Annotated in this window: 27 protein-coding genes; 23 read left to right on the forward strand and 4 right to left on the reverse strand. The window is 40.1% G+C overall.

Annotated elements, in window-relative coordinates:
• Window positions 1-5 precede the first annotated feature (5 nt).
• The 8 genes from glpK (at window position 6) to IGI52_RS20460 (ending at window position 7,618) form a co-directional block, all read left to right on the forward strand.
• Window positions 6-1,514, forward strand: a complete 1,509-nt coding sequence (glpK, locus tag IGI52_RS20425) for a glycerol kinase GlpK (RefSeq protein ID WP_016178473.1) — start codon at window positions 6-8, stop codon at window positions 1,512-1,514.
• A 96-nt stretch (window positions 1,515-1,610) separates the two neighbouring features.
• Window positions 1,611-2,333 (forward strand): MIP/aquaporin family protein, encoded by a 723-nt coding sequence (locus tag IGI52_RS20430; protein ID WP_016178472.1) that lies wholly within the window; start codon window positions 1,611-1,613, stop codon window positions 2,331-2,333.
• 63 nt (window positions 2,334-2,396) lie between these two features.
• Window positions 2,397-2,924, forward strand: coding sequence for a GNAT family N-acetyltransferase (locus tag IGI52_RS20435; RefSeq protein ID WP_082158529.1), 528 nt, complete (start codon window positions 2,397-2,399; stop codon window positions 2,922-2,924).
• Window positions 2,925-2,964: 40 nt separating this feature from the next.
• Complete coding sequence (gene dhaK, locus IGI52_RS20440) at window positions 2,965-3,948, forward strand: dihydroxyacetone kinase subunit DhaK (protein WP_070504953.1); 984 nt, start codon at window positions 2,965-2,967, stop codon at window positions 3,946-3,948.
• A gap of 188 nt (window positions 3,949-4,136) precedes the next feature.
• Complete coding sequence (gene dhaL / locus IGI52_RS20445) at window positions 4,137-4,715, forward strand: dihydroxyacetone kinase subunit DhaL (protein ID WP_016178469.1); 579 nt, start codon at window positions 4,137-4,139, stop codon at window positions 4,713-4,715.
• The gene (dhaM, locus tag IGI52_RS20450) at window positions 4,708-5,076 is read left to right on the forward strand and encodes a dihydroxyacetone kinase phosphoryl donor subunit DhaM (RefSeq protein WP_016178468.1); all 369 of its coding nucleotides are present in this window, start codon (window positions 4,708-4,710) and stop codon (window positions 5,074-5,076) included. The genes dhaL and dhaM overlap by 8 nt, the downstream gene beginning before the upstream one ends.
• A 148-nt stretch (window positions 5,077-5,224) precedes the next feature.
• Window positions 5,225-6,400, forward strand: a complete 1,176-nt coding sequence (locus tag IGI52_RS20455) for a M20 metallopeptidase family protein (RefSeq protein WP_304570794.1) — start codon at window positions 5,225-5,227, stop codon at window positions 6,398-6,400.
• A 3-nt stretch (window positions 6,401-6,403) separates the two neighbouring features.
• Window positions 6,404-7,618 (forward strand): MFS transporter, encoded by a 1,215-nt coding sequence (locus IGI52_RS20460; RefSeq protein WP_102866541.1) that lies wholly within the window; start codon window positions 6,404-6,406, stop codon window positions 7,616-7,618.
• 61 nt (window positions 7,619-7,679) lie between these two features.
• On the opposite strand, the gene IGI52_RS20465 is transcribed toward IGI52_RS20460, so the two are convergent.
• On the reverse strand, window positions 7,680-8,372 hold the full coding sequence (locus IGI52_RS20465) for a DUF2461 domain-containing protein (RefSeq protein WP_102866542.1): 693 nt from the start codon (window positions 8,370-8,372) through the stop codon (window positions 7,680-7,682).
• A complete protein-coding gene (locus IGI52_RS20470; protein WP_438782327.1) occupies window positions 8,362-9,216 on the reverse strand; it encodes an RNA polymerase sigma factor in 855 nt (284 codons plus the stop codon). Before IGI52_RS20470 ends, IGI52_RS20465 begins: the two co-directional genes overlap by 11 nt.
• A 168-nt stretch (window positions 9,217-9,384) precedes the next feature.
• On the opposite strand from IGI52_RS20470, the gene IGI52_RS20475 reads away from it, so the two are divergent.
• The 12 genes from IGI52_RS20475 (at window position 9,385) to pnuC (ending at window position 21,484) form a co-directional block, all read left to right on the forward strand.
• Window positions 9,385-9,759 (forward strand): GntR family transcriptional regulator, encoded by a 375-nt coding sequence (locus IGI52_RS20475; protein ID WP_016178462.1) that lies wholly within the window; start codon window positions 9,385-9,387, stop codon window positions 9,757-9,759.
• Window positions 9,759-10,604, forward strand: a complete 846-nt coding sequence (locus IGI52_RS20480; RefSeq protein ID WP_438782328.1) for an ABC transporter ATP-binding protein — start codon at window positions 9,759-9,761, stop codon at window positions 10,602-10,604. Before IGI52_RS20475 ends, IGI52_RS20480 begins: the two co-directional genes overlap by 1 nt.
• 1 nt (window position 10,605) lies before the next feature.
• Window positions 10,606-11,262 carry an ABC-2 transporter permease gene (locus IGI52_RS20485; RefSeq protein WP_438782329.1) on the forward strand — a complete coding sequence of 219 codons (657 nt, stop codon included), beginning with the start codon at window positions 10,606-10,608 and terminating at the stop codon, window positions 11,260-11,262.
• Window positions 11,263-11,604: 342 nt separating this feature from the next.
• Entirely contained in the window at window positions 11,605-14,376 is a 2,772-nt protein-coding gene (locus IGI52_RS20490; protein ID WP_438782330.1) for a sigma 54-interacting transcriptional regulator, read from the forward strand.
• An 80-nt stretch (window positions 14,377-14,456) separates the two neighbouring features.
• Window positions 14,457-14,876 (forward strand): PTS sugar transporter subunit IIA, encoded by a 420-nt coding sequence (locus tag IGI52_RS20495; protein WP_016178457.1) that lies wholly within the window; start codon window positions 14,457-14,459, stop codon window positions 14,874-14,876.
• 19 nt (window positions 14,877-14,895) lie between these two features.
• The gene (locus IGI52_RS20500) at window positions 14,896-15,366 is read left to right on the forward strand and encodes a PTS sugar transporter subunit IIB (RefSeq protein ID WP_048721220.1); all 471 of its coding nucleotides are present in this window, start codon (window positions 14,896-14,898) and stop codon (window positions 15,364-15,366) included.
• A 20-nt stretch (window positions 15,367-15,386) separates the two neighbouring features.
• On the forward strand, window positions 15,387-16,178 hold the full coding sequence (locus tag IGI52_RS20505; RefSeq protein ID WP_016178455.1) for a PTS mannose/fructose/sorbose/N-acetylgalactosamine transporter subunit IIC: 792 nt from the start codon (window positions 15,387-15,389) through the stop codon (window positions 16,176-16,178).
• Window positions 16,162-16,989, forward strand: coding sequence for a PTS system mannose/fructose/sorbose family transporter subunit IID (locus IGI52_RS20510; RefSeq protein ID WP_438782691.1), 828 nt, complete (start codon window positions 16,162-16,164; stop codon window positions 16,987-16,989). The genes IGI52_RS20505 and IGI52_RS20510 overlap by 17 nt, the downstream gene beginning before the upstream one ends.
• A 15-nt stretch (window positions 16,990-17,004) precedes the next feature.
• On the forward strand, window positions 17,005-18,060 hold the full coding sequence (locus IGI52_RS20515) for an SIS domain-containing protein (RefSeq protein ID WP_438782331.1): 1,056 nt from the start codon (window positions 17,005-17,007) through the stop codon (window positions 18,058-18,060).
• A gap of 18 nt (window positions 18,061-18,078) precedes the next feature.
• Window positions 18,079-19,083 carry an SIS domain-containing protein gene (locus IGI52_RS20520; RefSeq protein WP_137438928.1) on the forward strand — a complete coding sequence of 335 codons (1,005 nt, stop codon included), beginning with the start codon at window positions 18,079-18,081 and terminating at the stop codon, window positions 19,081-19,083.
• Between the two features lie 855 nt (window positions 19,084-19,938).
• Entirely contained in the window at window positions 19,939-20,646 is a 708-nt protein-coding gene (locus tag IGI52_RS20525) for a deoxynucleoside kinase (protein WP_207487211.1), read from the forward strand.
• A 94-nt stretch (window positions 20,647-20,740) separates the two neighbouring features.
• Window positions 20,741-21,484 (forward strand): nicotinamide riboside transporter PnuC, encoded by a 744-nt coding sequence (gene pnuC, locus IGI52_RS20530; protein WP_016178450.1) that lies wholly within the window; start codon window positions 20,741-20,743, stop codon window positions 21,482-21,484.
• Between the two features lie 54 nt (window positions 21,485-21,538).
• Here pnuC and IGI52_RS20535 read toward each other — a convergent pair whose 3' ends face one another.
• Window positions 21,539-22,438 (reverse strand): hypothetical protein, encoded by a 900-nt coding sequence (locus IGI52_RS20535; protein ID WP_438782332.1) that lies wholly within the window; start codon window positions 22,436-22,438, stop codon window positions 21,539-21,541.
• A 178-nt stretch (window positions 22,439-22,616) separates the two neighbouring features.
• On the opposite strand from IGI52_RS20535, the gene IGI52_RS20540 reads away from it, so the two are divergent.
• A complete protein-coding gene (locus IGI52_RS20540; protein ID WP_438782333.1) occupies window positions 22,617-23,531 on the forward strand; it encodes an alpha/beta fold hydrolase in 915 nt (304 codons plus the stop codon).
• 106 nt (window positions 23,532-23,637) lie between these two features.
• Here IGI52_RS20540 and IGI52_RS20545 read toward each other — a convergent pair whose 3' ends face one another.
• Window positions 23,638-24,351, reverse strand: a complete 714-nt coding sequence (locus IGI52_RS20545; RefSeq protein ID WP_070504901.1) for a sugar isomerase domain-containing protein — start codon at window positions 24,349-24,351, stop codon at window positions 23,638-23,640.
• Between the two features lie 310 nt (window positions 24,352-24,661).
• Between IGI52_RS20545 and IGI52_RS20550 the strand changes: the two genes are divergently transcribed.
• Window positions 24,662-25,195: a PadR family transcriptional regulator gene (locus IGI52_RS20550; protein WP_438782334.1), complete on the forward strand. Its 534-nt coding sequence runs from the start codon at window positions 24,662-24,664 to the stop codon at window positions 25,193-25,195.
• A 51-nt stretch (window positions 25,196-25,246) separates the two neighbouring features.
• Complete coding sequence (locus IGI52_RS20555) at window positions 25,247-26,782, forward strand: MFS transporter (RefSeq protein WP_438782335.1); 1,536 nt, start codon at window positions 25,247-25,249, stop codon at window positions 26,780-26,782.
• Window positions 26,783-26,845 lie beyond the last annotated feature (63 nt).

Below are 26,845 nucleotides of genomic sequence, written 5' to 3' on the forward strand. Positions count from 1 at the left end.
GAAACATGGAGTCTTATATCATGTCAATCGATCAAGGAACAACGTCAAGCAGGGCAATCGTTTTCGACAAAGCAGGGAAGGAAGTAAGTTCTTCACAGAAAGAGTTCACACAGCATTTTCCAAAACCAGGCTGGGTAGAACATGATGCGAATGAGATTTGGAACTCGGTTCAATCAGTTATTGCAGGCTCATTAATTGAAGGCGGGTTAAAACCCGATCAAATCGAAGGAATCGGGATCACCAACCAACGTGAAACAACGGTCATCTGGGAAAAAGAAACGGGACATCCTATTTATAACGCAATAGTCTGGCAATCGAAGCAAACAAGCGACATTGCTGATGAGCTAAAGGAACAGGGACACTCTGACATGATTCAAAAGAAAACCGGACTGTTGATTGATTCTTATTTCTCTGCAACGAAAGTAAAATGGATCTTGGATCATGTGGAAGGTTCGCGCGAACGGGCAAGAAATGGTGAATTACTATTCGGAACAATCGATACTTGGTTAGTTTGGAAATTAACAGGCGGGGAAGTTCATGTCTCTGATTACACCAATGCCAGCCGGACAATGATGTATAACATCTACGACCTGAAATGGGATCAAGAAATTTTAGACTTGTTAGACATTCCGAAAGAAATCCTGCCGGAAGTAAAATCAAATTCAGAGGTTTATGGTTATACGGCTGATTATCATTTCTATGGCAACAAGGTTCCAATCGCAGGTATGGCTGGGGACCAGCAAGCTGCCTTAGTTGGACAGCTGGCCTTTGATAAAGGGATGGTTAAAAATACCTATGGAACCGGCGCTTTCATCGTGATGAATACAGGGGAAGAACCAATTCTTTCTGAAAACGGATTATTAACGACGATTGGTTATGGCATTGACGGCAAAGTAACTTACGCCTTAGAAGGAAGTGTGTTCGTTGCTGGTTCTGCGATCCAATGGTTGCGTGATGGTTTACGAATGTTCCAAAAAGCACCGCAATCAGAAGATTATGCCAAACGCGTTGACAGCAGTGAAAATGTTTACGTAGTTCCAGCCTTTACTGGACTTGGTGCTCCTTATTGGGACCAGCAAGCACGTGGAGCGATCTTCGGATTAACTCGCGGAACAACCAAAGAGCATTTCATCCGTGCAACCTTAGAATCATTAGCCTATCAAACAGCGGATGTTGTAAAAACAATGAACAAGGATTCTGGTACTGATATTAAATTATTACGTGTGGATGGCGGCGCATCAAAAAATGATCTATTGCTGCAATTCCAAGCAGATATTTTGCAAACCCCAGTAGAACGTGCGCCATATCTGGAAACAACAGCTCTAGGTGTGGCTTATCTGGCAGGTTTGGCTGTCGGCTATTGGAAAGATATTGATGACATTAAGAAATTTGCTTCTGACGGTCAACGCTACGAACCAGCGATGGATCAAGACGTGACAGACGATCTATATGCAGGCTGGCAAGAAGCAGTTCAAGCGACGATGCAATATAAACATCAGCCTAAAGAAAAATAAGTGAATACATCAGCTGTACTGGCAACTAAATTTTAATGAGAGAAAAAATTTACGGTACAGCTGATATAGCAACAAAAATTTAAAGGGGATGAGTTTATGGACACGAGTATGTCAACGCAGGTAATTGGAGAAATTATTGGAACGATGGTCTTAGTATTATTGGGAGATGGTGTTGTAGCCGGTGTTAGTTTACGAAAAACAAAAGCAGAAGGAGCCGGCTGGATTGCGATTACCTTAGGCTGGGGCGCCGCTGTTACTATCGGTGCTTATGCTGCAGGTTATATGTCATTTGCCCATTTGAATCCTGCTGTCACAATTGGAATGGCCATTGCTGGGAAAATCGGCTGGGATATGGTTGTCCCATATATTTTAGGACAAATGATCGGTGCTATTATTGGTGCGGTTTTAGTATACATTCACTACTATCCGCATTGGAAGGAAACAAAAGATCAAGCCACAATTTTAGGGGTATTCGCAACAGGACCTGCGATTCGCAGCTTAGGTGCCAACCTGATCAGTGAAATCATCGGAACCTTCATGCTAGTGTTTGCTTTATTGGCTTTCGGAATGAGTAAATTTGGTGATGGCTTAAATCCAATAGCGGTTGGGATATTGATTTTAGTAATCGGTCTTTCACTTGGCGGTACGACAGGTTATGCGATCAATCCAGCGCGAGATCTTGGTCCGCGAATCGCCCATGCGTTTCTGCCGATTCCAAATAAGGGTGGCTCCGATTGGGGCTATGCCTTGGTTCCTATCGCTGGACCAATCATCGGTGGAATTTTAGCAGCATTGCTATTTATGATTTTACCAATGTAGATTTTATGGGGTAATAGAATTTTCTATTACCCTAGTATGCTTTAAATTTAGGACAAGTATAGTATGGAAAAGACGAAAAATATAAAAACCAAACGATTAGTAATTAGGAAATTTATGCCTAGTGATTGGCCAGATTTGTGGGACTATCTCTCGGATGAACGCGTAGTGAAATATGAGCCTTACGGGCCGATTAATCAGCAGCAGAGTAAGGAGATAGCAAAAAGCCATAGCGAATCGGACGAATTTTGGGCGGTTTGTCTTGAAGATAAAGTGATTGGAAACATTTATCTTGAGGAGGTAGTGGAAGACAGCTGGGAATTAGGCTTTGTTTTTCATTATGATTATCAACATCAAGGCTATGCGTATGAAGCAGCTTACACAATGATTGATCAAGTTTTCGCACAAGGAGCACATCGGATTTTTGCAGAGTGTCATCCTGAAAATCAGGCGTCATGGAGATTATTAGAGAAGTTGTCATTCACTAAAGAAGGACATCTGAGAAAAAATATTTATTTCAGTAAGCAGCAAGACGGCACGCCACTTTGGCAGGATACACTTATTTATGGGCTACTTAAAGAAGATCGGTCATAAGATTATAAAGGATAAAGTTATTTACAAGGAGGAAGAGCAAGTGAAAAAAATTATCAATGATCCAAAGAATGTCGTGGAAGAAATGGTAAGCGGACTAGTGGGCGCTTATCCTGATTATGTAAAGCAAGTTCCCGAAACACTCGTTGTGGCAAGAAGTGACGATTACGATCAAGTGGCGCTAGTCAGCGGTGGAGGAAGCGGTCATGAGCCTTCACATGCAGGTTTTGTCGGAGATGGTATGCTAAGTGCGGCGGTTTGTGGGCAGGTCTTCACTTCACCGACGCCAGATCAAATTCATGAAGCAATTAAGGCAACCGATAAAGGTAAAGGTACACTAATGATCGTCAAAAACTATTCAGGCGATGTGATGAATTTTGATATGGCAAAAGATTTGGCTGAAATGGATGGTATCGAAGTTGATTCTGTTTTAGTAGATGATGATATTGCTGTGGAAGATAGTACCTATACACAAGGACGTCGTGGTGTCGCAGGAACAGTCTTAGTGCATAAAATTATCGGTGGTATGGCCCGTGAAGGAAAATCTGTTGCTGAATTGGCCAGTTACGGAAAAGAGTTAGTCAAAGATATTAAAACTGTTGGGATCGCCTTATCGGGTGCAACGGTTCCAGAAGTCGGCAAGCCTGGGTTTGTATTGGCTGAAGATGAAATGGAATTCGGTGTGGGAATTCATGGCGAACCAGGTTATCGCCGTGAAAAAATCAAAGGATCAAAAGAAATTGCTGAAGAAATCATCGGAAAGATCAAGGGAGAATTCAATTGGAAATCCGGCGATAAATATGGCTTATTCGTCAACGGAATGGGCGCTACTCCATTGATGGAGCTGTTTATTTTGTTTAACGATGCAAAAGCGATCCTTGCTGAGGAAGGCATCGAACTTACCTTCAGTAAAGTAGGAAATTATATGACTTCCCTTGAAATGGCTGGCGCATCGATCACCCTGATCAAATTAGATGACGAACGGTTACGCTTATTGAACGAACCCGTTCATACAATTGCGTGGTAATTTAAGAGGTTATATTTAAATAATTGAGCTGGTTGATTTATAATGATCATAAGCTGAACAAAAGAGTATTCAAATCTGCCAGTTCTGCTAAAAGGATGAGAAAACTTATCAAAAGGTAGTTGGCATAGAAATACTGCTAATTTTTCTAAAGGAAAATTAGTAGGTTTGTACGAATAAGGAGGCCCATTATGTTTACACCAGAAAATTTGCGAAAAACACTAGAATTATTCAATGAAAAAATTCAAATCAAGAAAGACTATTTGAGTGAGCTGGATACACCAATCGGTGATGGTGACCATGGAAACAATATGGCTCGAGGCATGGATGCGGTGATGGCTGCAGACTTGTCTGGCGATTTGCCAGATATCTTTAAAGCGGCCGCGATGGCGATGATCAGCAAAGTCGGTGGAGCTTCAGGCCCTCTCTATGGCACAGCTATGATGGAAATGATGAAGGCCAGCAAAGAGTCAAATGAACCAGAAATTTTACTGAGGGCAGCGATTGCTGGAATTATGAAACGCGGGAATTCCACTGTCGGCGAAAAAACAATGTTAGATCTGTGGGGACCGGCTGTAGATAATTTAAATAACGGTACATTAAACACGGCTACGCTGGAAATCCTCGTTGAACAAACGAAAAATATCAAGGCAACTAAAGGGCGTGCCTCATATGTCGGGGAACGTTCGATTGGTCATATTGATCCAGGGGCAATGTCATCCGCTTATTTCTTTGAGTCAATGATTGAGGCAGGTGTTTTCAGTGAGTAGAGGTGTGGTATTAGTTTCTCATACGAAAGAAATCCCTGAAGGTTTGAAACGTTTGATCGGCGAAGTTGCCAAAGATGTCCCCATCACAACTGCTGGCGGATTGGAAGACGGCGGTATAGGTACATCAATGGAGCGAATCTCACAAGCAATCGAAGAAAACACAGCCGATGAATTGCTGGCTTTTTATGATTTAGGCAGTGCCAAAATGAATCTAGAAATGGCTATTGAAATGACAGATAAAAAGGTGACATTGTTTGATACAGCCATGGTTGAAAGTGCCTATACTGCTTGCGCATTATTAGCGGCAGATGTCGGCGAAGAGGACATCGAACAACAATTAGCTACATTAAAAGTGAAATAAATGAATTATTGAGGAGTCAATCAAAAGTTGACGCCTCTTTTTATTTTAAACATCACTGAAACTGAAAAAACAATTTTTTTATTGAATATAAAAAAGAAAAAAATTACTTCCCTCTTTGTTGTGCTATCATTTTTTTAAAGGGGGAATCATGATAGAAATGATTAAGAAAACAACGTTGCAAACAGAATTAGTAGATATTCGCAGACACCTTCATCGAAATCCAGAAGTGGGAATGGAACTGCCAGCCACAAAAGATTTTGTTTGGCAGAAATTGGTAGAATATGGCTACGAGCCTCAAAGTTGCGGTAAGATGGGGGTTACCTGCACGATTGGTCAAGGCGAGAGAGTCTTTTTATTGCGTGGCGATATGGATGCGCTTCCGCTTGTAGAGGATACCGACTTGAAATTTCGTTCTGAAAATGGCGCAATGCACGCCTGTGGCCATGACATGCATACGACCATGCTATTAGGGGCAGCGAAGCTTTTGAAAGAACATGAAAAAGAACTGACGGGAGTAGTGAAGCTTCTATTCCAACCAGGCGAAGAGATCTTGCAGGGGGCAAAGGATTGCTTAGATGCGGGGATACTGGAGAATCCTAAGGTCGATGCAGGAGCGATGATCCACGTCTTTCCTTTCAAGAATTTACCATTAAAAAATGTATTTGTCGCACCTGCTGGTACGTTTATGGCTAGCGCCGATTGGTTCGAAATCAAGATTGAGGGTGTTGGCAGTCATGGTTCGATGCCAGAAGTTTCAATCGATCCGATTAATGTCGCGACTAAAATTTATGAGGCATTACAGACCCTGTCTGCACGTGAAATCAGTTCAGCTGAGCGCTTTGTTTTGACAATCGGCGAGTTTGTCGGTGGAACACCTGGTTCATCGAATGTAATTCCAAGTTCCGCATATATGAAAGGCACGATGCGCAGCTTGAAAGAAGAGGTTCGCCAACAAATTAAGAAACGAATGATCGAAATTTCCACATCTATCGGTCAAGCCTTTGGTGCGAAGGTGACCATTGATTTTACTAATGGCTGTTGTAGTAATGAAATTGATCAAACAGTGACAAGAGTGGTCAAAGAGGGACTAGAGAAAGTTTTTCCTTCGGATGTTCTTCAAGAAGCGCCATTGGCAGTTCCAATGATGGGAAGTGAAGATTTTGGTGAAATTAGTCATCGAATTCCAACAACGACGATGTTTATTACGGCTGCCGATACTGAATTAATGCTGCACAACCCGAAGATTGTTTTGGATGAATCCATTTTGGAATTTGGTGCAAATGTCTATGTTGAAGCCGCATTAGCCTATTTAGAAAGTGTCTAGTTTATGGGAAAAAACAAGATTAATCGATCATTGATCCTGATATTTCTCGGATATACCTGTGTGTATTTGGACAAGAACATCATCAGCTTATCAGTCATTCCAATCGCACAGGATTTAGGAATTGATGCAGGACAAAAAGGCTTGATTTTAAGTGCTTTTTTCTTAGGATATACCCTGTTTCAAATTCCCTTCGGCTTTTTAGGCAATCGTCTAGGCAGTCGTAAAATCATGACTTTTGCGATTTTACTAATGGGTGTATTGATGATTTGTTTGGGCTTCGGCTTTTCGTTCATCTATTTGATCCTGATTCGTTTTGCGGCGGGCTCATTTGCTCATGCCGGCTATCCTTCTGCGGTCAGCGCGTTTGTTACAAAGGAAGTTGAACCTGCAAAACGAGGTTCGATACAATCCTCAATGATTGCCTCATCCGGTTTTGCTGGAATTGTAGGACCGTTGCTAGTTGCACCATTGCTAACTATGATTGGTTGGAAAACGACCTATTTTGTTTATGGCACGATTGTGCTTTTGATTGGATTTCTGATGCTTCGAGGAATTCCGAAAAACAGCGGACAGCCTATCGTTTCTGCTGGTCAATCCAATATTTCTTTTTTTGAAATGATCAAGGATCGGAATGTTTGGATCATGGTTTTGGCTGCGTTCTTCATTAATGCTGCGGTTTATGGGATGACAGGCTGGATTGCTTCCTATTTGGTAGATGAATTCAGTTTGACGATGAATAAAATGGCGATGATGAGCGCGTTGATTGGGTTGGTCATGATGCTCAGTGCAATGTTCGCAGGTTCGATGATCGTTCGTTATTTTAAGAATCGTGAAAAACAAGTAATTTTCGTTGTCTCGGCATTGGGCGGAGTGGTCGCCTTTTTATTATCAAGTAGCTCCTCATTAGTGGTAAGTATGCTTTTGTTGTCGGTGGCAGTAGCTGCTGCGAGTATTGGTTTTGCGACTTTGATGAGTTTACCAGTGAAGCTGTTTGCTGAACGAGAAGTTTCGACTAAGTATTCAATCATCAATGCAATTGGTGTTTCTGGCGGCTTTTTTGCGCCAATGATTATCGGTTGGTTAGTGAATACCAGCGGGTCATATGGCGGAGCCTTTACTTTTATTGCGCTAGTCTTTGTTTTAGCAGGAGGAGTTTCACTGGTTATTCAAACAAAGGAGAGTAAACAGCCAGTAGAAGAGCTAGAAGGACAAAAATAGAGAGCACACTATAGAAGATAAAAAACAGCAAATCATCGGATTTTGATGATTTGCTGTTTTTTTATCTTCGCTTAGGGAAAGCAAAATCTATTAACGCGTTATTCAAAAACTGGTTGAACTCCTTCATCAATAAGAATGTTTCTACAGTTTCTGAAACAAAATCATCGGAATCAAGTATTTCTTGATCCGTTAAAGGGTATTCCAAGTACATGCTCTTATATTTTAGATAATCGGTGATCGGTGAATCGATATAATTTTCGTAGCCTCGCGGCATTCGTTTTAATTGCTTGCCTAGTACAGTAAAGTGTTCAGTAAACACAGGGTTCTGAATGACCGTTAGAAATTCTGCTTCGTGTTCGATGATTGCTTGTCGAATCATTTCAGTTGCTTCGGAAAACATATCGGCGAAAAGACCGCCGCCTAAGAAGGATTGATTGTTGGGTTTTAGAAAAATGTAATAGCCTACTGGGATCGGTAATTTTCCCTTTGGTCCAATATGAGCACGAAACACTGGATTGTAGGGTGTTTTATCATGGCTGAAGCGTGTATCTCGATTGAGCTTGAAACTTAATTTTTTTGCTGGAATGAATTGGATTTCAGAGTCTTTTTCATGAAGCGCAAGAGAGAGTTCATCCACTAATTGATAGAACTCTGTCACAGCTGTTTTGCGTTGATCTTTGGTTTGCTGAAACCATTCTTGCTGATTGTTTTTCTCTAATGCTGACAAATAGTTGAAAATTTTTTCATAGGTCATAGGTGGCATCCTCCTTGATTAATTCTGAAAGCTGCTTGGATTCTAGCAGCTCGCTTAAAAATTTTGGTGGATCAAACGATGATTGGTAATGAGATAAAGCTTCAAAGAGAAGTGTTTGGTTGTCCATAAACTCCATATTTTCTTTTTGCTGCTGAATTTCGGCTAAATCAAATTTCTTTAATGATGAATAATCCAGTCTGTTCGGGTTTAGCCGATGTTGTTTGATGGCAAAGGGGACACGTCTTTTACAGTCACATTTACCTCCCGCATGTTCACAATAGTTCTCTAAAAATTTTCCCATTCTTTTTCGAGCTCGCGAAAGTTTCTTGCGGTATGTTTCTGGTGTGATTTGCAGAAGTCCACTAGCCAGCTGACTATTCATTTTGAACATTGTGCCCAGAATAAAAATACAACGATCTTCTGGCTTAAGACATTGGAGCATTATATTTGTACAGGAAAGCTTTAATTCCTCAGCTAATTCATCCTCCTCTAAATCAGAAAAAGCAGATTCCTTGGTAGGCAGCGACTGATCCAAATCTTTTTGCATTAGCTCAAAGGTTAGCTGCTCCTGAAAAGATCGTTTCCTCTGAACTGTAATTAAATGATTGACAGCGATACGATACACCCACGTACTGAAACGACTTTGCTGTTTGAAGGAACCGAGGTTCATAACGATTTTTAATAGTACCTCCTGCGTGGCATCCTCCGCATCAAAGATATTTCCCAGCATTCGTAAAGATAGATTGAAGACACTATCTTTTACTTCGCTTAAAAGCTTCGTTAACGAATTGCTATCCCCGCTCAAGGCGGACTGAATTAGCGCTGTTTCTCGTTCGATGTTCATTATTTTTTTGCCTCCTTTATTCATTAGACAAATAAAAACAATCGATGTGACACGTTTTAGTTTTTTATTTATTATTGTGACAGAATTTTTAAGCCTTTACTATAAATAATCTATTATTGACAACTGATATATACTGTTATACACTGTTTACGAAGAGGTGGTAGGATCATGAAAATTATTATTCAGCACTCATCGATGACGCCGATCTATGAGCAGCTGGTTGAACAAATTAAACGTGCAATCATTGAAGGAGAACTGCAGGAAAATGATGTATTACCTTCTGTGAGAGCTTTAGCTAAGGAATTGAAAATCAGTGCGTTAACGGTCAAAAAGGCCTACGATGCACTGGATCAAGAGGGGATGATCGCTACTGTTCACGGAAAAGGAAGCTTCGTTTGTGGAGTAAATCCATCCTTAAAGCGGGAGGAACAACTCAAAGCAATTCAAGATGAATTTGAAGGCGTGGTCAGGAAAGCACGATTAGTTGGAATGAGCGATAAGGAATTGATGGAGCTTTTGGAATTAATACTGGAGGGGTTATAATGCTTAAGCTAAAAAATGTGAAAAAGCGATACCAGAGCTTTGAGTTGGATTGTTCATTGGCTCTTGGTAGAGGTGAGATCGTTGGACTTGTTGGTCGTAATGGTGCAGGAAAGAGTACGGCTTTCAAAATTGCGCTAGGATTGATAAATCGTGATAACGGAGACGTTGAACTTTTTGGAAAATCAATCAATGAAATTACAGATAAAGATCGACAGAGAATCGGGGCTTCGTTAGGAGAAGTTGGGTTTTATGAACAGTTTACAATCAAAGAAATTGTGTCAGTCTTGCGAAGTTTTTATCCACAATTTGAGAAAAGCTATTTTGTCTCAAAATGCGAAGAATTTCAGCTTCCATTAGATAAGCCGTTAAAAGAATTTTCCACAGGGATGAAGGCGCGCCTAAGTGTTTTGATTGCGATTAGTCATAATGCGGAGCTTTTGATTTTAGATGAGCCAACTGCTGGATTAGACGTGGTTGCACGTGGGGAAATTCTAAGACTTTTGCAGAAATACCTTGAGAAAGATGAATCTCGCAGTATTTTAATCAGCTCACACATTTCTAAGGATTTGGAGCAGCTTTGTGATTCCTTGTATTTTATTGATCAAGGAAAAATTATTTTAAATGAGGATACCGACGTATTAATGGATGAGTATGGGATTATAAAAGTAACAGAGGAGCAGTTTTCTACATTAGATAAGGAATACATCACTAAGATATTGCCCGCAAGTTTTGGTTATCAATGCTTGACGAAGCAACGCCAGTTTTATCGTGAAAATTATCCCGAGGTAGCAGTTGAAAAAGCGAATATTGATGAGATTGTCTTTATGATGATGGGAGGGAATTAAGATGAAAGGATTATTTGTGAAGGATCTCTATTTGCTAGAAAAACAAAAATTATTTTTCTTAGCCACGATTTTTTTAACAGTAATGAATGCGCAAAATTTTCAGATGCTTGTGCTTGTGCCGCTTTTTATGCTATTTTTTGTACTGTCGATTATTTTTACTACCATTACCTTAGATGAAACGAATCATGGCTTCTCCTTTTTATTTACCTTGCCGGTCTCTCGAAGGAAGTATGTGTTTCAGAAATATTTATTGTCATATATCAGTTCACTGGCTGCTATATTACTTTCTGTTGGCATTATTTTGATTATGAATATGCTGCAGGGCAGAACGGTTGATATGAAAGACTTAGGCATTGTTTTAGTTGGCATCTTTATTCTCGGCTCTCTGTATATCAGTTTGATCCTGCCCTTTTATTTTAAGTTTGATGAAGGAAAAAGCCGATTGATCATTATAGTTGTAATGGCCATTATTTTCTTTTTTGTTTTCCTAGGCAAAGGAGTATTTGATCGTTTGGGGATTGATATTATGGGGATTTTATTGTGGATTTCTAATGTGCCGATGTGGCTGCTATTTGTTGGAGGGGGAATTTTCGCTATCGTCACTTGTGCGATATCTGTTATTTTATCATTTGGATTTCTTGAACAGAAAGAGCTGTAAGCCAGTAGCAGTAACTTGAGTAATTGAATGGAAAATTTTTGAATGAGAGGATCAAATCAACCAGGAGAACCTATCTGGTGTGGTTTGATCCTTTTTTAAAGATATAGCTATTAAAATAATACTCAACACTCTCTTCAACAGTTCGTAGATTTTGCAAAAGTGTTGGAAATAGCGTTCGTTTTTATAAAGAAATGCCATTTGCTAGCATAGACAGTTCTCGGTATAGGTCTTGCAACATAGGGAATGAATACCATTTTTCAAAAATTATTTAAGGTAGCGGCAAAAAACAAATATTGACTTTGGTGCCGCTTTTTCTATTATAAGAGAAGGGAGGGGAGTGTATTGAAAGAAGAACTGTTAAATTATTTAAAGAACCAAACGGCTTTTCTCGATTTGAATGAATTGAGCGATCTATTTACTGCTTCGAAATTGGCGGAGATTTTTAAAGTGAAACGGAATACGGTAAGCCAGTATTTAAATCAACTAACAGAAAATGGCGAGTTGGTAAAAATAAATTCGCGTCCAGTTTATTATTTTCACAAAGGCGCATTTGAAAAGCAATTTTTTGCATTGAGTACGAATTATTATGAAAGCGTTCAAGCAATCTTATCCGAGCAACCAATGTTTGGAAAAGAACAGGATTTCTTTTCACTTTTGATTGGGCACGACAAAAGCTTGAATCGGGTGATTGAACAAATCAAGGCAGCGCTTAATTATCCGGATGGCGGTTTGCCTGTATTAATTAATGGAGAAAGTGGTACGGGGAAGAGCTATTTAGTTAAATTAATTTATCATTATTGTATTCAAAATGAGTTGATTGCTGAAGATGCGCCTTTCATTACGCTGAACTGTGCCCAATATGCGAATAATCCTGAGTTGCTGACGAGTAATCTTTTCGGCAGTATCAAGGGTGCTTATACAGGCGCTGACACTGATCGTAAAGGGGCGTTTGAAGCAGCTGATGGCGGTATTTTGTTTTTAGATGAGGTCCACCGTTTAAATGCAGAGGGACAAGAGAAATTATTTACTTATTTAGATCAAGGCTTGATTTATCGAATGGGGGATACGAATCACCCGATTAATGTTCAAACTAGATTGTTTTTTGCGACAACGGAAGATTTGACAAGCAATTTTTTGACAACTTTTATTCGTCGGATTCCGATTCAGGTAACGATTCCCTCATTGCAGCAGCGAGCGCGAAATGAACGCCTAGAACTGATTTATTCCTTCCTGATCAGCGAACAAACGAAAATCAAGCGAGAGCTGGTTATCAGCGGACAAACATTAGAGCTGTTGGCTAGTGGCAGCTTTAAAGGAAATATCGGCGAATTACAGAATATTGTTAAAGTGATGGTGGCTAAAGCTTTTTCAGAAGCAATCCAGAATCAGCAGATTAGACTGACGATCTATCATCTTCCAGAATCGCTGCTTTCTTTGAATAACCAGAATCTGCAAACCACATTGCCAGAAGAAGTATTGATTCATGATGATTCTACGTTGGATAATTTAATGTTTTCCAATAGTCAAAGTCAAAGAAGAGTGGAAGATAGCTTTGCCAAAATAATTTTAGAGTATCAAAAAGCTCAGGGAGATCTAAGCGATTGTCATTTAAAGCTAAAGGAAATTGTTGATCAATTGTTTGATTATTTGCTGTTTGAAACGGATCGGCAGCAAAAGCATGAAATGCTGCTATATTTGACTCAGTATGTGCGGGAAACTTTCCGCCAGATGGAAAGTGCTTATCAAATTAAATTTAACGGCAATAGTGTGTATGCGGTGGGGTATTATTTATTCCAAAGAGGTTCGAGTCGCTGGGTATCAGAAGATAATGAAATCATGGAGCTGATTCGTCAGCTTGAAGTTCAGGTATCGGAGGCGTATCCTGCAAGCTATTATTATGTCCAAAGAATCTTAGAATTGTGCAAACCTAAGATCGATATCGAAATCTCAGCGATGGATCGGATCGTCTTAACCTTGTATTTGAAGAAAGCTGATTGGACGAAAGAGCAGGGAATGACCAAAGCGGTGATTGTCGCCCATGGGTACGCGACTGCCAGCAGTATTGCCAATGTAGCGAATCGCTTTTTGGGAAAAGATATTTTTGAGTCTTTTGATATGCCGCTGGATGTGACCCCTCAGCAGATCGCAGAAGAAATTCTTGACTATAGTGAGAACAACGATATTTCCAATGGTTTGGTCATTTTAGTGGATATGGGCAGTTTGAAGGAAATTTATCAGTTTTTTCCAAAACAGATCAATGTGCCCATCGTGATTATGAATAATGTTACGACACCATTAGCTATTGCGGTTGGAGAAAGTATTATGCACCAGCGAACATTGAATGAGTTGGCAGAAAATTCGGCAGCTGAGGCGGCTTTTGATTGGGAGATCATTTATCCTGAGGAAAATCGCACCAAAGCACTATTAACCACCTGTCAAACTGGGATCGGAACGGCCAATCAAATTTGCCATTTACTTGAAAAAAGCCTTCCAAGTACCTGCGAGCTAAAGATTTTGCCTTACGAATATCGCGTTTTAGAGGAAAAGAAATTGGATGAAACGGTCTTTTCGATTTATGACGTGTTAGGGATTATTGGCACGGATGATCCTAAAATTGCTGAAGTTCCCTATCTTTCTTTGGAAGAATTAATCTCTGGTGATGAGCAGCAGATTTTAACTGAATGGTTGGCACCTGTGATGACTGAAGAGGAAAACCACATTTTCAACACGAATGTAATTCGTAACTTTTCATTGGAAAAGGTAATTGACTCTGTCACCATTCTAGATACCGATAAAGTCATGAGTGAGATTGATTTATTTATGCGGGATTTGGAGCTTTCGGGAAGAATTCAGCTTTCTAATGCGAAGAAGTTGGCGTTGTACGTGCATGTCAGCTGCTTAATTGAGCGTTTGATCCGAAATGTTCCGATTGAAACCTATGAAGGTTATGCCGATTTATATCAGTGTCAAAAAGAACGGCTGGAAAGGATCAAACAGGCGTTTAGTGTCATTGAACGAGTTTATAGTGTCACGATACCAGATTCCGAGCTGGCTTATATCTTTGATATCGTTTACAAAAACACGGATACCTCAATGAATGAGGATGAATTTTGATAAAGCAAGCGGTGCGCCACTAAAGTTGGCACACCGCTTGCTTTTATTTAGGTGTAGAGAAGATTGAGAGGTGAATATGATTGGAAAGAAAGCTCGTTCTTGCATCCCACGGAAAATTAGCTTCAGGGATTACATCTTCGCTGGAATTAATTTGCGGAAGGCAAATAGCTATCGAAACGCTGGATTGCTATTTGACAGAGGATTTTGATCTAGAAAAAGAAGTAAAGAACATCATGAATAGATATCACGATTGTGAGTTAGTTGTAGTGACTGATTTATTTGGCGGAAGTGTGAACAATGAATTTTTGACACAGATTGATCGTCCGAATTTCTATTTAGTTGCGGGGATGAATTTGCCTTTTTTAGTTGAATTGACGATGCAGCTTCAGCAAGCTGATTCATTGCCGAAGTTGATTGAAGCGACTTTAGAAACTTCTAAGCAAACAATTCAATTTTGCAATCAAGCGATTACGAAACAAATGGAAGAAGAAGAATTTTAATAAAAATGGAGGGATAAAAATGATTTTATTAACAAGAGTGGACCATCGTTTGCTTCATGGTCAAGTCGCATTTTCTTGGACACAAGGGTTGGGAGCAGATTGTATTTTAATCGCTAACGATGATGTACCGACGAACGATTTGCGTAAGACGACGATCAAGCTGGCAAAACCACAAGGAGTTAAACTCGTTATCAAAAACATCGAGGACTCTATCGTCGCGCTGCAAAGCGGTGTAACAGATAAGTACAAATTATTTATCGTGGTGGAATCGATTGCGGATGCAAAAAAATTGGCGGAGGCGTATCCAGAGATTCAAAAGATTAATTTAGGCGGGATCAAAGCCAAGGAAGGTACACGGAGTATCGGAAAAGCGGTTAATGTTTTGCCAGAGGAAGAAGAAATGTTGAAGGAAATGGTTGGTAACGGACTCGAAGTGGAGATTCGACAAGTACCAGCCGATAAAAAAGTTGCTGTTACTGAAGTTCTTTAAAAAAGAAAGGTTGAAGAAACATGCTTATTCAAGCAATTTTACTTGGTTTAGTCGCATTTATTGCTCAATCTGAGTACGCATTAGGAACATCGCTATTATCTCGTCCGATTGTTACTGGTCTTTTTACCGGGATTGTACTAGGAGATGTAAAGGCCGGAATTATTATGGGAGCAACCCTAGAGTTGGCATTTATTGGCTCCTTCTCTGTTGGTGCGGCGATTCCACCAGATGTAGTGACAGGAGGCATTTTGGGAACGGCCTTTGCGATTACCGCTGGTGCTGGAACAGAAACGGCGTTGCTGCTTGGTCTGCCAATTGCGACGCTGACACTGATCTTAAAAAATATTTATCTAGGTATTTTGATTCCAATCATGAACCAAAACGCGGATAAATATGCTGCTGATGGGAATTATAAAGGGGTAGAGCGAATGCATTTAATCGCTGGCTTTGGTCTATCTTTGATGTTAGGACTAGTCGTCATGATTTCGTTTATGGTAGGGAGTAAAACCGTTGGAAATTTATTGGATATGATCCCTGAATTTATCCAGCACGGATTATCTGTCGCAACAGGCTTGATCCCAGCACTTGGGTTTGCGATGCTTGCTCGTCTGTTGATCAATAAACAGGTAGCGCCGTATTTCTTCTTAGGCTTTGCTTTGGCTGCTTATCTTGAAATTCCAGTGACAGGAATCGCAATTTTTGGTGCGATTGTAGCGGTAGTTGTGATCAATATTATGAATGTGCGTGGCGGACAGAATAACAGTGTCCAAACTTCTACAGGGGAGGTAGTGGATGATGATGAAGACTTCTAATGAAAACAATGAGTTGAAAATTACGAAAAAAGATTTGAGTAAGGTGTTCTGGCGTTCGTTCCAAATGGAATTCTCGTGGAACTACGAGCGACAAATGAATCTGGCTTACTGTTATGCAATGATTCCGATTTTGAAGAAATTGTATAAATCTAAAGAAGCGATGGCAACAGCGTTGAAGCGTCATTTGGAGTTCTTTAATACGACTCCGCATATCGTGACCTTGATTCTAGGGATCAACGCGGCGATGGAAGAGGAAAATGCTAACGATCCGAATTTTGATGTTTCCACAATTGACAATATCAAAACGTCATTAATGGGACCATTAGCAGGGATTGGCGATTCCTTCTTCTGGGGAACGCTGCGTTTGATTGCTACAGGCGTGGGTACTTCTTTGGCATTGCAGGGCAATATCTTAGGACCAATCTTGTTCATTCTGATTTTCAATATTCCACATTTATTGTTCCGCTATTTTGCAACCTCTTGGGGCTATAAATTGGGAACCGGCTTCTTGAAGAAGATTCAGGAGAATGGCATGATGGGCAGCTTGACCTTAGGTGCTTCAATCATCGGGTTGATGGTTGTTGGCGGAATGACTGATTCAATGATCGATATCAATATCCCGCTAAAAATCGGAACAGGTGAAAATGCGGTGACAGTTCAAAGTATTTTTGACGATATCGTGCCGCGAATCTTATCACTGGGTGCTTTTGGCGCAGTCTTCTATTTATTGAAAAAGGAAGTCAAAGCCTTGACGATTTTATTAGGCTTAGCTGTTTTCGGCATCCTTGGTTCGTTAATCGGGATCTTTTAAGAATGGAGGGAAAACATGTCAACAATGACAATGCTTGATTATATTGATCAAGAACAAGAAACATTGACGAAAATTTTAACCGAGTATAATTTTTCGACGGATACACAATTGGCAGAAATGAATACTGTCACGATTCTAGCGACAGGTTCCTCTTACAATGCGTGTTTATCAGCAAAGTTCGCGTTTGAAACATTGGCGGATGTCACGATTACAATTGAAGAACCCTATAATTTCAATCATTATGGACGCTTGATCAAAGGAACCGATACGATTATCGGCGTTTCTCAAAGCGGTAAAAGTGCCTCGACAATCGATGCGATGAAGGAATTAAGTGGCACCGAGATTCAACGGATCGTGTTAACCAGCGATGTAGAAAGTCCGATTGCTCAAGTGGTTGATAAAGTCATTGACCTAAACATGGGAATCGAAACCGTTGGCTTTGTTACAAAAGGCTTCTCAGCAACAATTTTACAATTGATCCTGCTGGCAATCAAAGTCGGCGTTTCGAAAAAACAAATTGATGAGCAAAAGCTTTATGCGCTTAAGGAAGAATTAGCGGAGTTGATTACGCATATTCCAAGTGTGATCACAAAATCCAATGACTTTTTTGAGCAGCACGAAAATCTGCTGAAGCTTGGCGGACGTTTCGTTGCACTAGGTTATGGACCAAACTGGGGAACAGCCAAAGAGTTTGAAACGAAATTTACTGAAACCGTGCGCCGTCCTAGTCAGGGTTTCGAGCTGGAGGCTTACATGCATGGTCCATATTTGGAAGCCGATTGGGAACATACGCTGATCTTTATCGAAACACCTAGTGTGAATCTTGAAAGATCACAGGCTTTAGCGGCTTATATGGATAGTTCTGTTGGGAAAATCCTGAGGGTGACGACAGAAAAAGCTTCTGATAACGATACTTTAGGTTTAGATATCAAAGTTTCTGAGCTTTTCTCGCCATTAGTATTGATTATTCCATTCCAACTGCTGGCGTATCGCACGGCAACGGCGAAGGGAATTGATTTAAGCAAACGAATTTTTGATGATTTTGACGCAGTATTAAAAAGTAAAATATAAAGTTGAGGAGTTTATGACATGTTGAAATTTAATGAACAGCAGCAAATTGATGATATCCAAGGAGCCTTAGAACTACGTCCACAGGTTGAAAAAATCGTTGACGAGGTTTGGGAAAAAGGCTACGACAATGTATTTTATTTAGGAATCGGCGGCACTTATGCTTCTGCTATGCAGGCAGTAACGTATATTAACGGTCGCAGTGATTTGCCAGTGTATGTGCAGCACGCTGCTGAATATTACACTACGGGTAATCGCAGACTGACGAAGGACTCATTAGTGATTCTTTCTTCAGTAACAGGTACAACGGAAGAAGTCGTGAAGGCAGTGGATATGATTAAAGAAGTCGGTGCGACATTATTAGGCTTCATTGATACGGCAGGTACGAAACTGGCTGAAAGCTGTGATCACGTGATTACCTATCCGAATCCTGGAACTGAGCAAATCAAATTTTTCATGGTTGCGGATCGTTTGATGAACAAGAATGGCGATTTTCCAGATTATGAAGAGTATTATGAGGAATTGGAAAACCATTTAGCTAAAGGGTTAGTCGAAGCAGAAAAACAAGCAGAAGACTTTGGTCGTGCGTTTGCTGAAAAACATCGTCACGATGATATGCATTACTTTATCGGGGCTGGTAATCAGTGGGGCGCTGTTTACTCATACGCGATGTGCTATTGGGAAGAACAAAGCTGGTTACGCTCTAAATCAATCCACGCTGCTGAATTCTTACATGGAACACTAGAAATCGTTGATGAAACCACACCAGTAACATTGTTCTTAGGGGAAGATGAGCAGCGTCCATTAGCTGAGCGAGTGAAAAACCTCTTGCCACGTATTTGTGGAAACTATACCTTCATTGATTCCAAGGATTATCCAATTGAAGGGATCAGCGAGAAAAATCGCGGTCGAGTGCTACCGCATTTATTAATGCACTGTGTCACCCAACGAATCGATGCCCATGTTGAAAAATTAAATTGCCATCCATTAGACATTCGTCGTTACTACCGTCAATTTGATTATTAATATTTTGAGACCTCTTTGCATAAAGTAAAGAGGTCTCTTTTGCGATTCCGATTTTTTGCAGGATCAAAAGTGGTTAGTAAAGACTTCAACTTAGAAGATCAAACATACAAGAAGTATAGTCGGATCGTATGCGAAACGAAAATAAACCTATTTTTCACGTTTTTAGAAAAATAGTACCAAAAAAAGAGATAGCAGCGAGTCCGACTTTTTGCAGGATTAAAAGTGGTTAGTAAAATCTTCAACTTAGAAGGTCAAACATACGAGAAGTATAGTCGGATCGTATGCGAAACGAAAATAAACCTATTTTTCACGATTTTAGAAAAATAGTACCTAAAAAAGAGATAGCAGCGATTCCGACTTTTTGCAGGATCAAAAGTTGGTAGTAAAGTCTTCAACTTAGAAGATCAAACATACGAGAAGTATAGTCGGATCGTATGCGAAACGAAAATAAACCTATTTTTCACGTTTTTAGAAAAATAGTACCAAAAAAAGAGATAGCAGCGATTCCGACTTTTTGCAGGATTAAAAGTTGGTAATAAAGTATTTGACTTAGAAGATCAAACATACGAGGAGTATAGTCGGATCGTATGCGAAACGAAAATAAACTTATTTTTCACGGTTTTAGAAAAATAGTACCAAAAAAAGAGATAGCAGCGAGTCCAATATTTTTGATGAAAAATCGTCAACATAGCAAAGAAAGTGCATACAAACTCTTGAAACCGACAACACTATATATTGTGTTGTCGGTTTTGTATATCACTAATTAGACACAAAATCTAGTCTTTACATCAAAAAAAATTAGGAGTACTATTATCAAGGATTTAAAAGATAAATTCTTACTTTAATGAGAGAGGGATGGATGAAACGATGCTATTAATAGCTGGCACAATCGGTGCAGGGAAGAGTAGTTTGACAGATATGTTGTCGCAGGAAATGAATTCAAAACCATTTTACGAGAACGTGGATGATAACGAAGTATTGCCGTTGTTTTACTCGAATCCAGAAAAATATACATTTCTGCTGCAAATATTCTTTTTAAATAAACGCTTTTTGGCGATGAAGGATGCCTTGAAGCAAGCGGATAACGTGCTTGATCGCTCAATTTATGAAGACAGTTTACTGTTTCATTTGAATGCTGATCTTGGGCGCGTAAGTCAACAGGAAGTGCTGCAATATGACAACTTATTGGACACGATGCTGAAGGAATTGGAGACTGCCGCACCAAAGAAACGGCCTGATTTAATGGTTCATATTAAGGTTTCCTTTGATGTGATGCTGGATCGGATTCAAAAGCGTGGGCGAGATTACGAACAAATTGCCGTAAATCCTGAGCTGTATGATTACTATCGAATGGTCAACGAGCGTTATGAGCAATGGTATGATAATTTTAATATTTGTCCAAAAATCCAGATCGACGGCGATCACTACGATTTTGTCGCTGATCCGCAGGCTGCTGAAACAGTGATCAAGCTGATCAAAGAAGAAACGAATAAGTTGAATCAGCAGGAACTGAAAAGTCCTTGTTATTATCCAAATGGAAATATTGAAAAAGGAATTTTTTAATAGGTCCTTTATTTGAGAATTAAAGAACGTCTGTTTTTTCGAGGGTATAGATATAAAGATGAATCCCTAAATATTTATAACGAGGAGCTCCACCATGATAAATTATTTTAAATTTTTACTTCACCAGTTAAAAGGCTGGCCGCAACAAAATTATTACCTCTTTTTCTTCAGTCTAGGCTGTCAGGTGATGACACTAGTTAACCAACCAATCAACCTTCTAACTGTAATTACCTTCATTGGTACAACTTTAGGGGTTTTATGTATTCTGTCCATTAATGCCGCAAAGTCGGTCAATGGTATTTTAGGAATTATCTCGGCAATCTGCTTTATTTATGTTGGCTATTCAGCCAAAAATTATTTAAGCATCGGCGAACAGATCGCCTATATGATCACCCTTGATATTCCTGTTTTATTAAGTAAGGAATGGAATCACAACATGGCCGCAAAAATCCGCAAGTTCACCGGAAAAACATGGGGCATTGCGATTATCAGTACTATCATCGTTTACTTTGTTTCTGGTTATTTGATCCAACGCTTCACTGATGATCCCCGACCTTGGATTGATGCGATTGCCTTTTCTATTAGTCTGAGTGCCGGAATTATCAGCTTCTTACGCTACAACAATCAATATTTCTGGTGGCTGGCTTCAGGCCTTGCCCAAATGGTTCTTTGGTTCATTTCATTCCGACATGGCTCCGCCAGCTTAGCGATGTTTGTCAACAGCTCGGTTTATTTGATCAACGATGTGTTGGCCTTCACTGTTTCTCCTTGGTACAACAAAAAGGAACGTGCAAGAATGCAGCGGATGGAAGAAGAGTATTATCATTTGAGTCACTAAATCGAATATAGAGACCAAATGGCCTTGATGACATAGAAGTCACCAAGGTCATTTTTATCTCGTTAAAATCCAATTAATTTCATCGGTGATCCACATTCCCGGCTTTTTCAACTCATCAAAAGGAACCCATGAACTCTTCATAAAAATCTTCTCAGCCTGCCAATCGCCATCACTCTGCTGCTTCGCCTTCAAATAATCAAGTGCCGCTTGACACTCTGGCCGATCCAAGAGCTTCTCTGATTTTAGAACGCTAAGAGCCTCAACGATATTTGTGCGATAAGGATAGGGGTAAAAAAGCGTGATCAAATCATCGTATAAATACTCGTCGTTGTTCTGATGGAAAATCACCCGATGCTTCAAAATATAGTCTAACCCTTGTTGTAACTTCGTACGAAGCCCGGGAAGCTCTCCGTATTTTTCTGCATACTCTGAGAGGGCTTTGACTGATTTCACGACACCATCATAGCAAGGTGAATTTCCAACACAGCCCCCAAAGCGATGAAAGAGGTCCTTACCCTGCCAGTTGGAGGGCTCGTTTCTATCAAATGGGAAGTAAGAAATGATCCATCGAACACCTTGTTCGGCCCATTCTTTTTTGCCAGCCCGAATAAAAATTGATGTGCAAAGTGCATTATGACAGGCCAGAACACCGTTTTGTTTTCCAGTTAGTGAAAAGCCTTCGTCAACATTTGTTTGCTTGTAAAGTGTGTTGAGCATGACTTGAACCGTTTCCAACCGTTCAAAGTAAGGAATTTCCGAAAGCTCTGCTAATAGAAATTCCAGCTTTCGCAGACCGGTGAAGGTATCTGTGCGAATCTTTTCAGCCAGAATTTTGGCGATAACCGCTGAATTTTCCAGACAGTGCTGAATATCCGCTGACTCTGGACAGCCAATGTCTCGTACGTATTTTTTTAATTGTAAAGCAGAGTCTAACTGAGTCTCTTCGTTAATCATAACCACACCTCGGAATCTTTTTAAAAGTCAAAAATAGTTCAAATCATCTTAAGTGTAGCATTCCGAGCTGAAAGTTGGAAGCTGCTTTTACATTGAAAGTGTACCTTTACCACAAAGTAATAAAACTGTTAATCGGTATCTGTTATACTTAAATCATCACTCTAAAAGGAGAAAAATTTTGGGATACTTAATAATGTTTGTGGTATTAATTATTATTTGTATAGAATTTTATCTTTATAAGAAAGACATGAAAAACGCTTATGCCCGTTTGAATCAGTATAACGTTAAGCCCTTGATTACCAGCTTCGGAAAAATGAACTATCTTGATGAAGGATCTGGGGAGACAGTTATCATTTCTCATGGGATATTTGGCGGATATGATCAGGGAATAACTAGTCTGAATCAAGTATTAGGAGAGGACTACCGAAAAATTGCCCCTGCTCGCTTTGGCTATTTAGGCTCAGATCTGCCGAGCGATCCCACACCAAAAAATCAAGCTCAGGCTTTTGTTGAAATGATGGATCAGTTGAATATTGAAAAAGGCTATATTCTAGCAACTTCAGCAGGCGGTGCCGCTGGATTAAGGATGGCTTTGGATTATCCTGACAGGCTGAAGGGGTTAATATTATTATCTTCTGGAGCGCCGGACCAGAAGAGAACCCCAAAAGAAATAAAGGCAATGAGGCTGCAAGGACCACCACCATTTATCGTCAATGACTTTATTATGTGGTTTTCAATGAAGCATTTTGGCTTTGTCTTCAATAAAATGATGGGTTCGACTATTGAAAGCAATAATTTGTTTGAAACCATGCTGCCAGCTACCCCTAGGCGTCAAGGAGTGAAAGCAGATAGCGAGGTTACAAATACGGATATGTCCTTGAATTATGATGACTATACTTTAGAAACGATCAGCGTGCCGATTTTAGTTTGTCACGCGAAAGATGATCCAATGGCGAAGTATGAGGCTATCGAAAAGTTGCTTAAACGAGTTAAGGCAGATACTGTAATTTGTGAGACCGGCGGACATACGATTGATGGCAACGGGGATGTGATCGATCAAGCGATTCGTGGCTTTATTGAGAAAACGAGCTAGTTGACGAAAAGAATTTTTAACGAAGTGATAAAAAGCCAGAACCTCTTTCAATGAAGAAAAGGGTTTCTGGCTTACTGTTTATCAAAGAATAATTTACGTTCAGTTGTTACCGATAACGTTCAAACAATTTCTCATTATAGGCATCGCCGCCATCGATATTGCTACTTCTGAAAACTGGAACATCGCCGCCTTTTTCAACTTCAAGCTGAACGAACGCGCTGACTAAAAGCTGGACGATAAAGCAGCTCATGATGGTTGAGGTAGGCCCTGTTTTTATTTCATCATTATGAGAAAGGCTGGCATCTCCGTAAACAGAGCGATTATCAAGGACAACATCCGCAAGCTCAAACAAGCGCAATCCGCTCTTGTGCCGGCTAATACTATTTTTTGACGCCTCCAAAGCAGTAATGGCAATGATGCTAACGCCCATCTCCTTAAGTCGCAGCCCCAGTTCAATTAACAGCGCATTTCGTCCAGAATTTGAGGTCATGACGATTACATCGCCTTTTTTAAACGGATACAATTCTAGCAAAACATCGGCGTATTCAGTGGTTCGTTCAATCAGCGTGCTTTTGAAGGCATGATTCATGCCTAGTTCATTTTCAAGGATCGGGATAAAGCCCGCATAGCCGCCTGCGCGGGCAAAGACTTCCTGACCGACGATATAGGAATGTCCCGTGCCAAAAAAATAAACCTTATTTTCCGTCTCAATACAAGTACTCATGAGTGTCGCTGCTTTAGTTATCGCCTCTGACTCATTGCTGATGACATATTCCATGTTTTTCTGAAGTTCTTGATAATAATTCTGCATTAAGTTCATTGAGTAATTCGTCCTTTCCAAAAAGTAAAAATCGTTTCCTTTATCGCTTGTGACAAGAGGTACTTCAACTCCATGATTTATCTTTATCGACAAAAAAGCAAGCAGTTTTTTGAATGATATTTGCGAATAATTCTTGAGTGCTCGGCACCTGCGACTATTTCGTCGCAGGTGTTTCTTTTTGTTCTCATTTAAGTCGGATTTTTCTAATAAAATAAGAGTATTTTTTATTTGACAATATGTCTAAAAGACCTATAATAAGCAAGTCGATATATCTAAAAGACTGATACTGTTTTATCGGGAGGGGGATAAAATGTACGATTTACTGCTTTTAGGCTCATTGATTACCAGTGATAAAACCGGCTATAAGCTTCAAAAAATCGTCGGCTCTGCATTGCAGCCGATGCGGAAGGTTTCTAGCGGGGTATTGTATCCATCATTAGAAAGATTAGAGAAGGAAGGGCTCGTGACTTCCACGATTTATGAGGATGGGCGAAAGATGAAGCTGTGGCATATTACTACAAAAGGTGTCGACCGCTTTATTGAGTTAATGAAGGAAAAAATTCCTTCTGATGCGAAGCGCAATGATAGGATCCATTTCAAATTACGTTCGCTGGATAGCGTGGACCTTACTGAGCAGCTGAGAATCTTGGATGAGTTCCAACTGTTTATTGAAAAGGATCTAATGTTCTATCAACAGGCGCAGGCAGAAATGGTTGATTCTCAAGGGCGTTTTCCGGAAAATGCGGAACGTTTTCGTATTTTAGTGGAGGCCTATGAGTTGGATATTCAAATTGCCAAAACAAAATTAATCTGGATAAAAAAACAAATCGCTGATCGAAAGTAATGGTCTACTGAAGCGATTGAATGTTATAAATAGTAGGAGTTGGAACAGTTTATGAAAAATTCTTCAAGAAAATGGTTCTCGTTGTTCGCGATGTCATTAGGCGTATTTATGGGCCTTTTAGATGTGACTGTAGTAAACGTCGCATTACCGACTATGCAAAAGGCCTTCAATGAACCCTTTACGCAGCTGCAATGGGTGCTGAATGCTTATACCTTAGTGTTTGCGGTCACGTTGCTGATCGTGTCAAAAATGGGCGATATGTATGGACGAAAAAAAATCTTTTTAGCTAGTTTGATTCTTTTTGTCATCGCTTCTGTAGTGAATGGCTTTGCACCATCCTTATTGATTTTAGATATTGGTCGTGGTGTCCAAGCAGTCGGTGGGGCTGGAATGATGTCCTTGTCGATGGCGCTGGTGGCTTCCAATTTTGATGGGAAACAACGCGGACTAGCTTTAGGTATTTTAGGTTCTGTTATTGGTTTGTCTTCGGCTTCTGGTCCGTTAGTCGGTGGTTTTCTAGTAGACGCCTTTGGTTGGGAATCAATCTTCTTTATTAATTTGCCGATCGGAATTATTGCCGTCTTAATGACGGTTCGTTTTGTCAAAGAAACACCAAGCTATGGGAAAGATCAAAAAATTGATTTTATCGGGATGATTTTATCCGCGGCAGCACTGTTCAGCGCAATCTATGGTTTAATTCAAAAGGAAACCCACCTCAGCTGGGCCTGGACTGATCTGCGCATAGGTGGATGGCTGCTTTTAGCGGTTGTTTTCTTAGCACTATTTATTTTTGCGGAAGCCAAAGTACAAAATCCTATGATGAATTTGTCGATGTTCAAAAATATCAATTTCATTGGTTCAGTGTTAGTCGCGTTTGCTTTAGGTTCTGGTATCTACGCTTTTAATACGTACTTGACAGTCCTGATGCAAAACTATATTGGCTGGTCCGCCTTTGATACTGGAATTCGTCAATTGGCCTTATCGGTTTGGTCATTGATTTTAGGACCAGTCGTTGGAATTCTTGGTAACAAATTCTCGAAAAAATGGATGATCGTTGCCGGACTATTAGTCAGCGGCGCTGGATTCATTTTTTTGATCGGTCAATTATCTCCAACGATGGGCTATGCTCAATTATGGCCAACGTTAGTCATGATCGGAATCGCCAACGGAATTGTTAATCCGGTATTGAACTCGGCTGGGTTAGAAGGTGTGGCTCCACAGGAAATGGGCATGGCTTCAGGATTACTGAATGTCTTCCGCCAATTTGGTACCAGCTTTGGAGTAGTAATTTTAGGCTTAGTCGAAGCCAATCGTTATGGGAATGTTGTAAGTCAACAGGCTTCTTCGCTGCATCTACCAGAAAAATTAGTGAACGGATTAATCAAAGCCGGCCCATTTTCCGGTCATGAAATTGCTTTTTCAAATGCACTAAGTAAAGCGCCATTTGTTCAAGATTTACAGAAGCTGGTTGTGGATGCTTTCGATAAAGGCTTGATTCAAATCTGTTATGTTGCCGGAACCATCGTTCTGATTGGTGCCATTGGCGCGGCGATCTTTATGCGTGAAAGTAAGGAAGTAGCTGAATAAGTTTTTAAGCAGCAATCGGTTTTTGATTGCTGTTTTTTTCTGTATTTGTTATGGTTGCTTACA

Source organism: Enterococcus sp. DIV0187, from assembly GCF_051713785.1.
GTDB lineage: Bacteria > Bacillota > Bacilli > Lactobacillales > Enterococcaceae > Enterococcus_A > Enterococcus_A avium.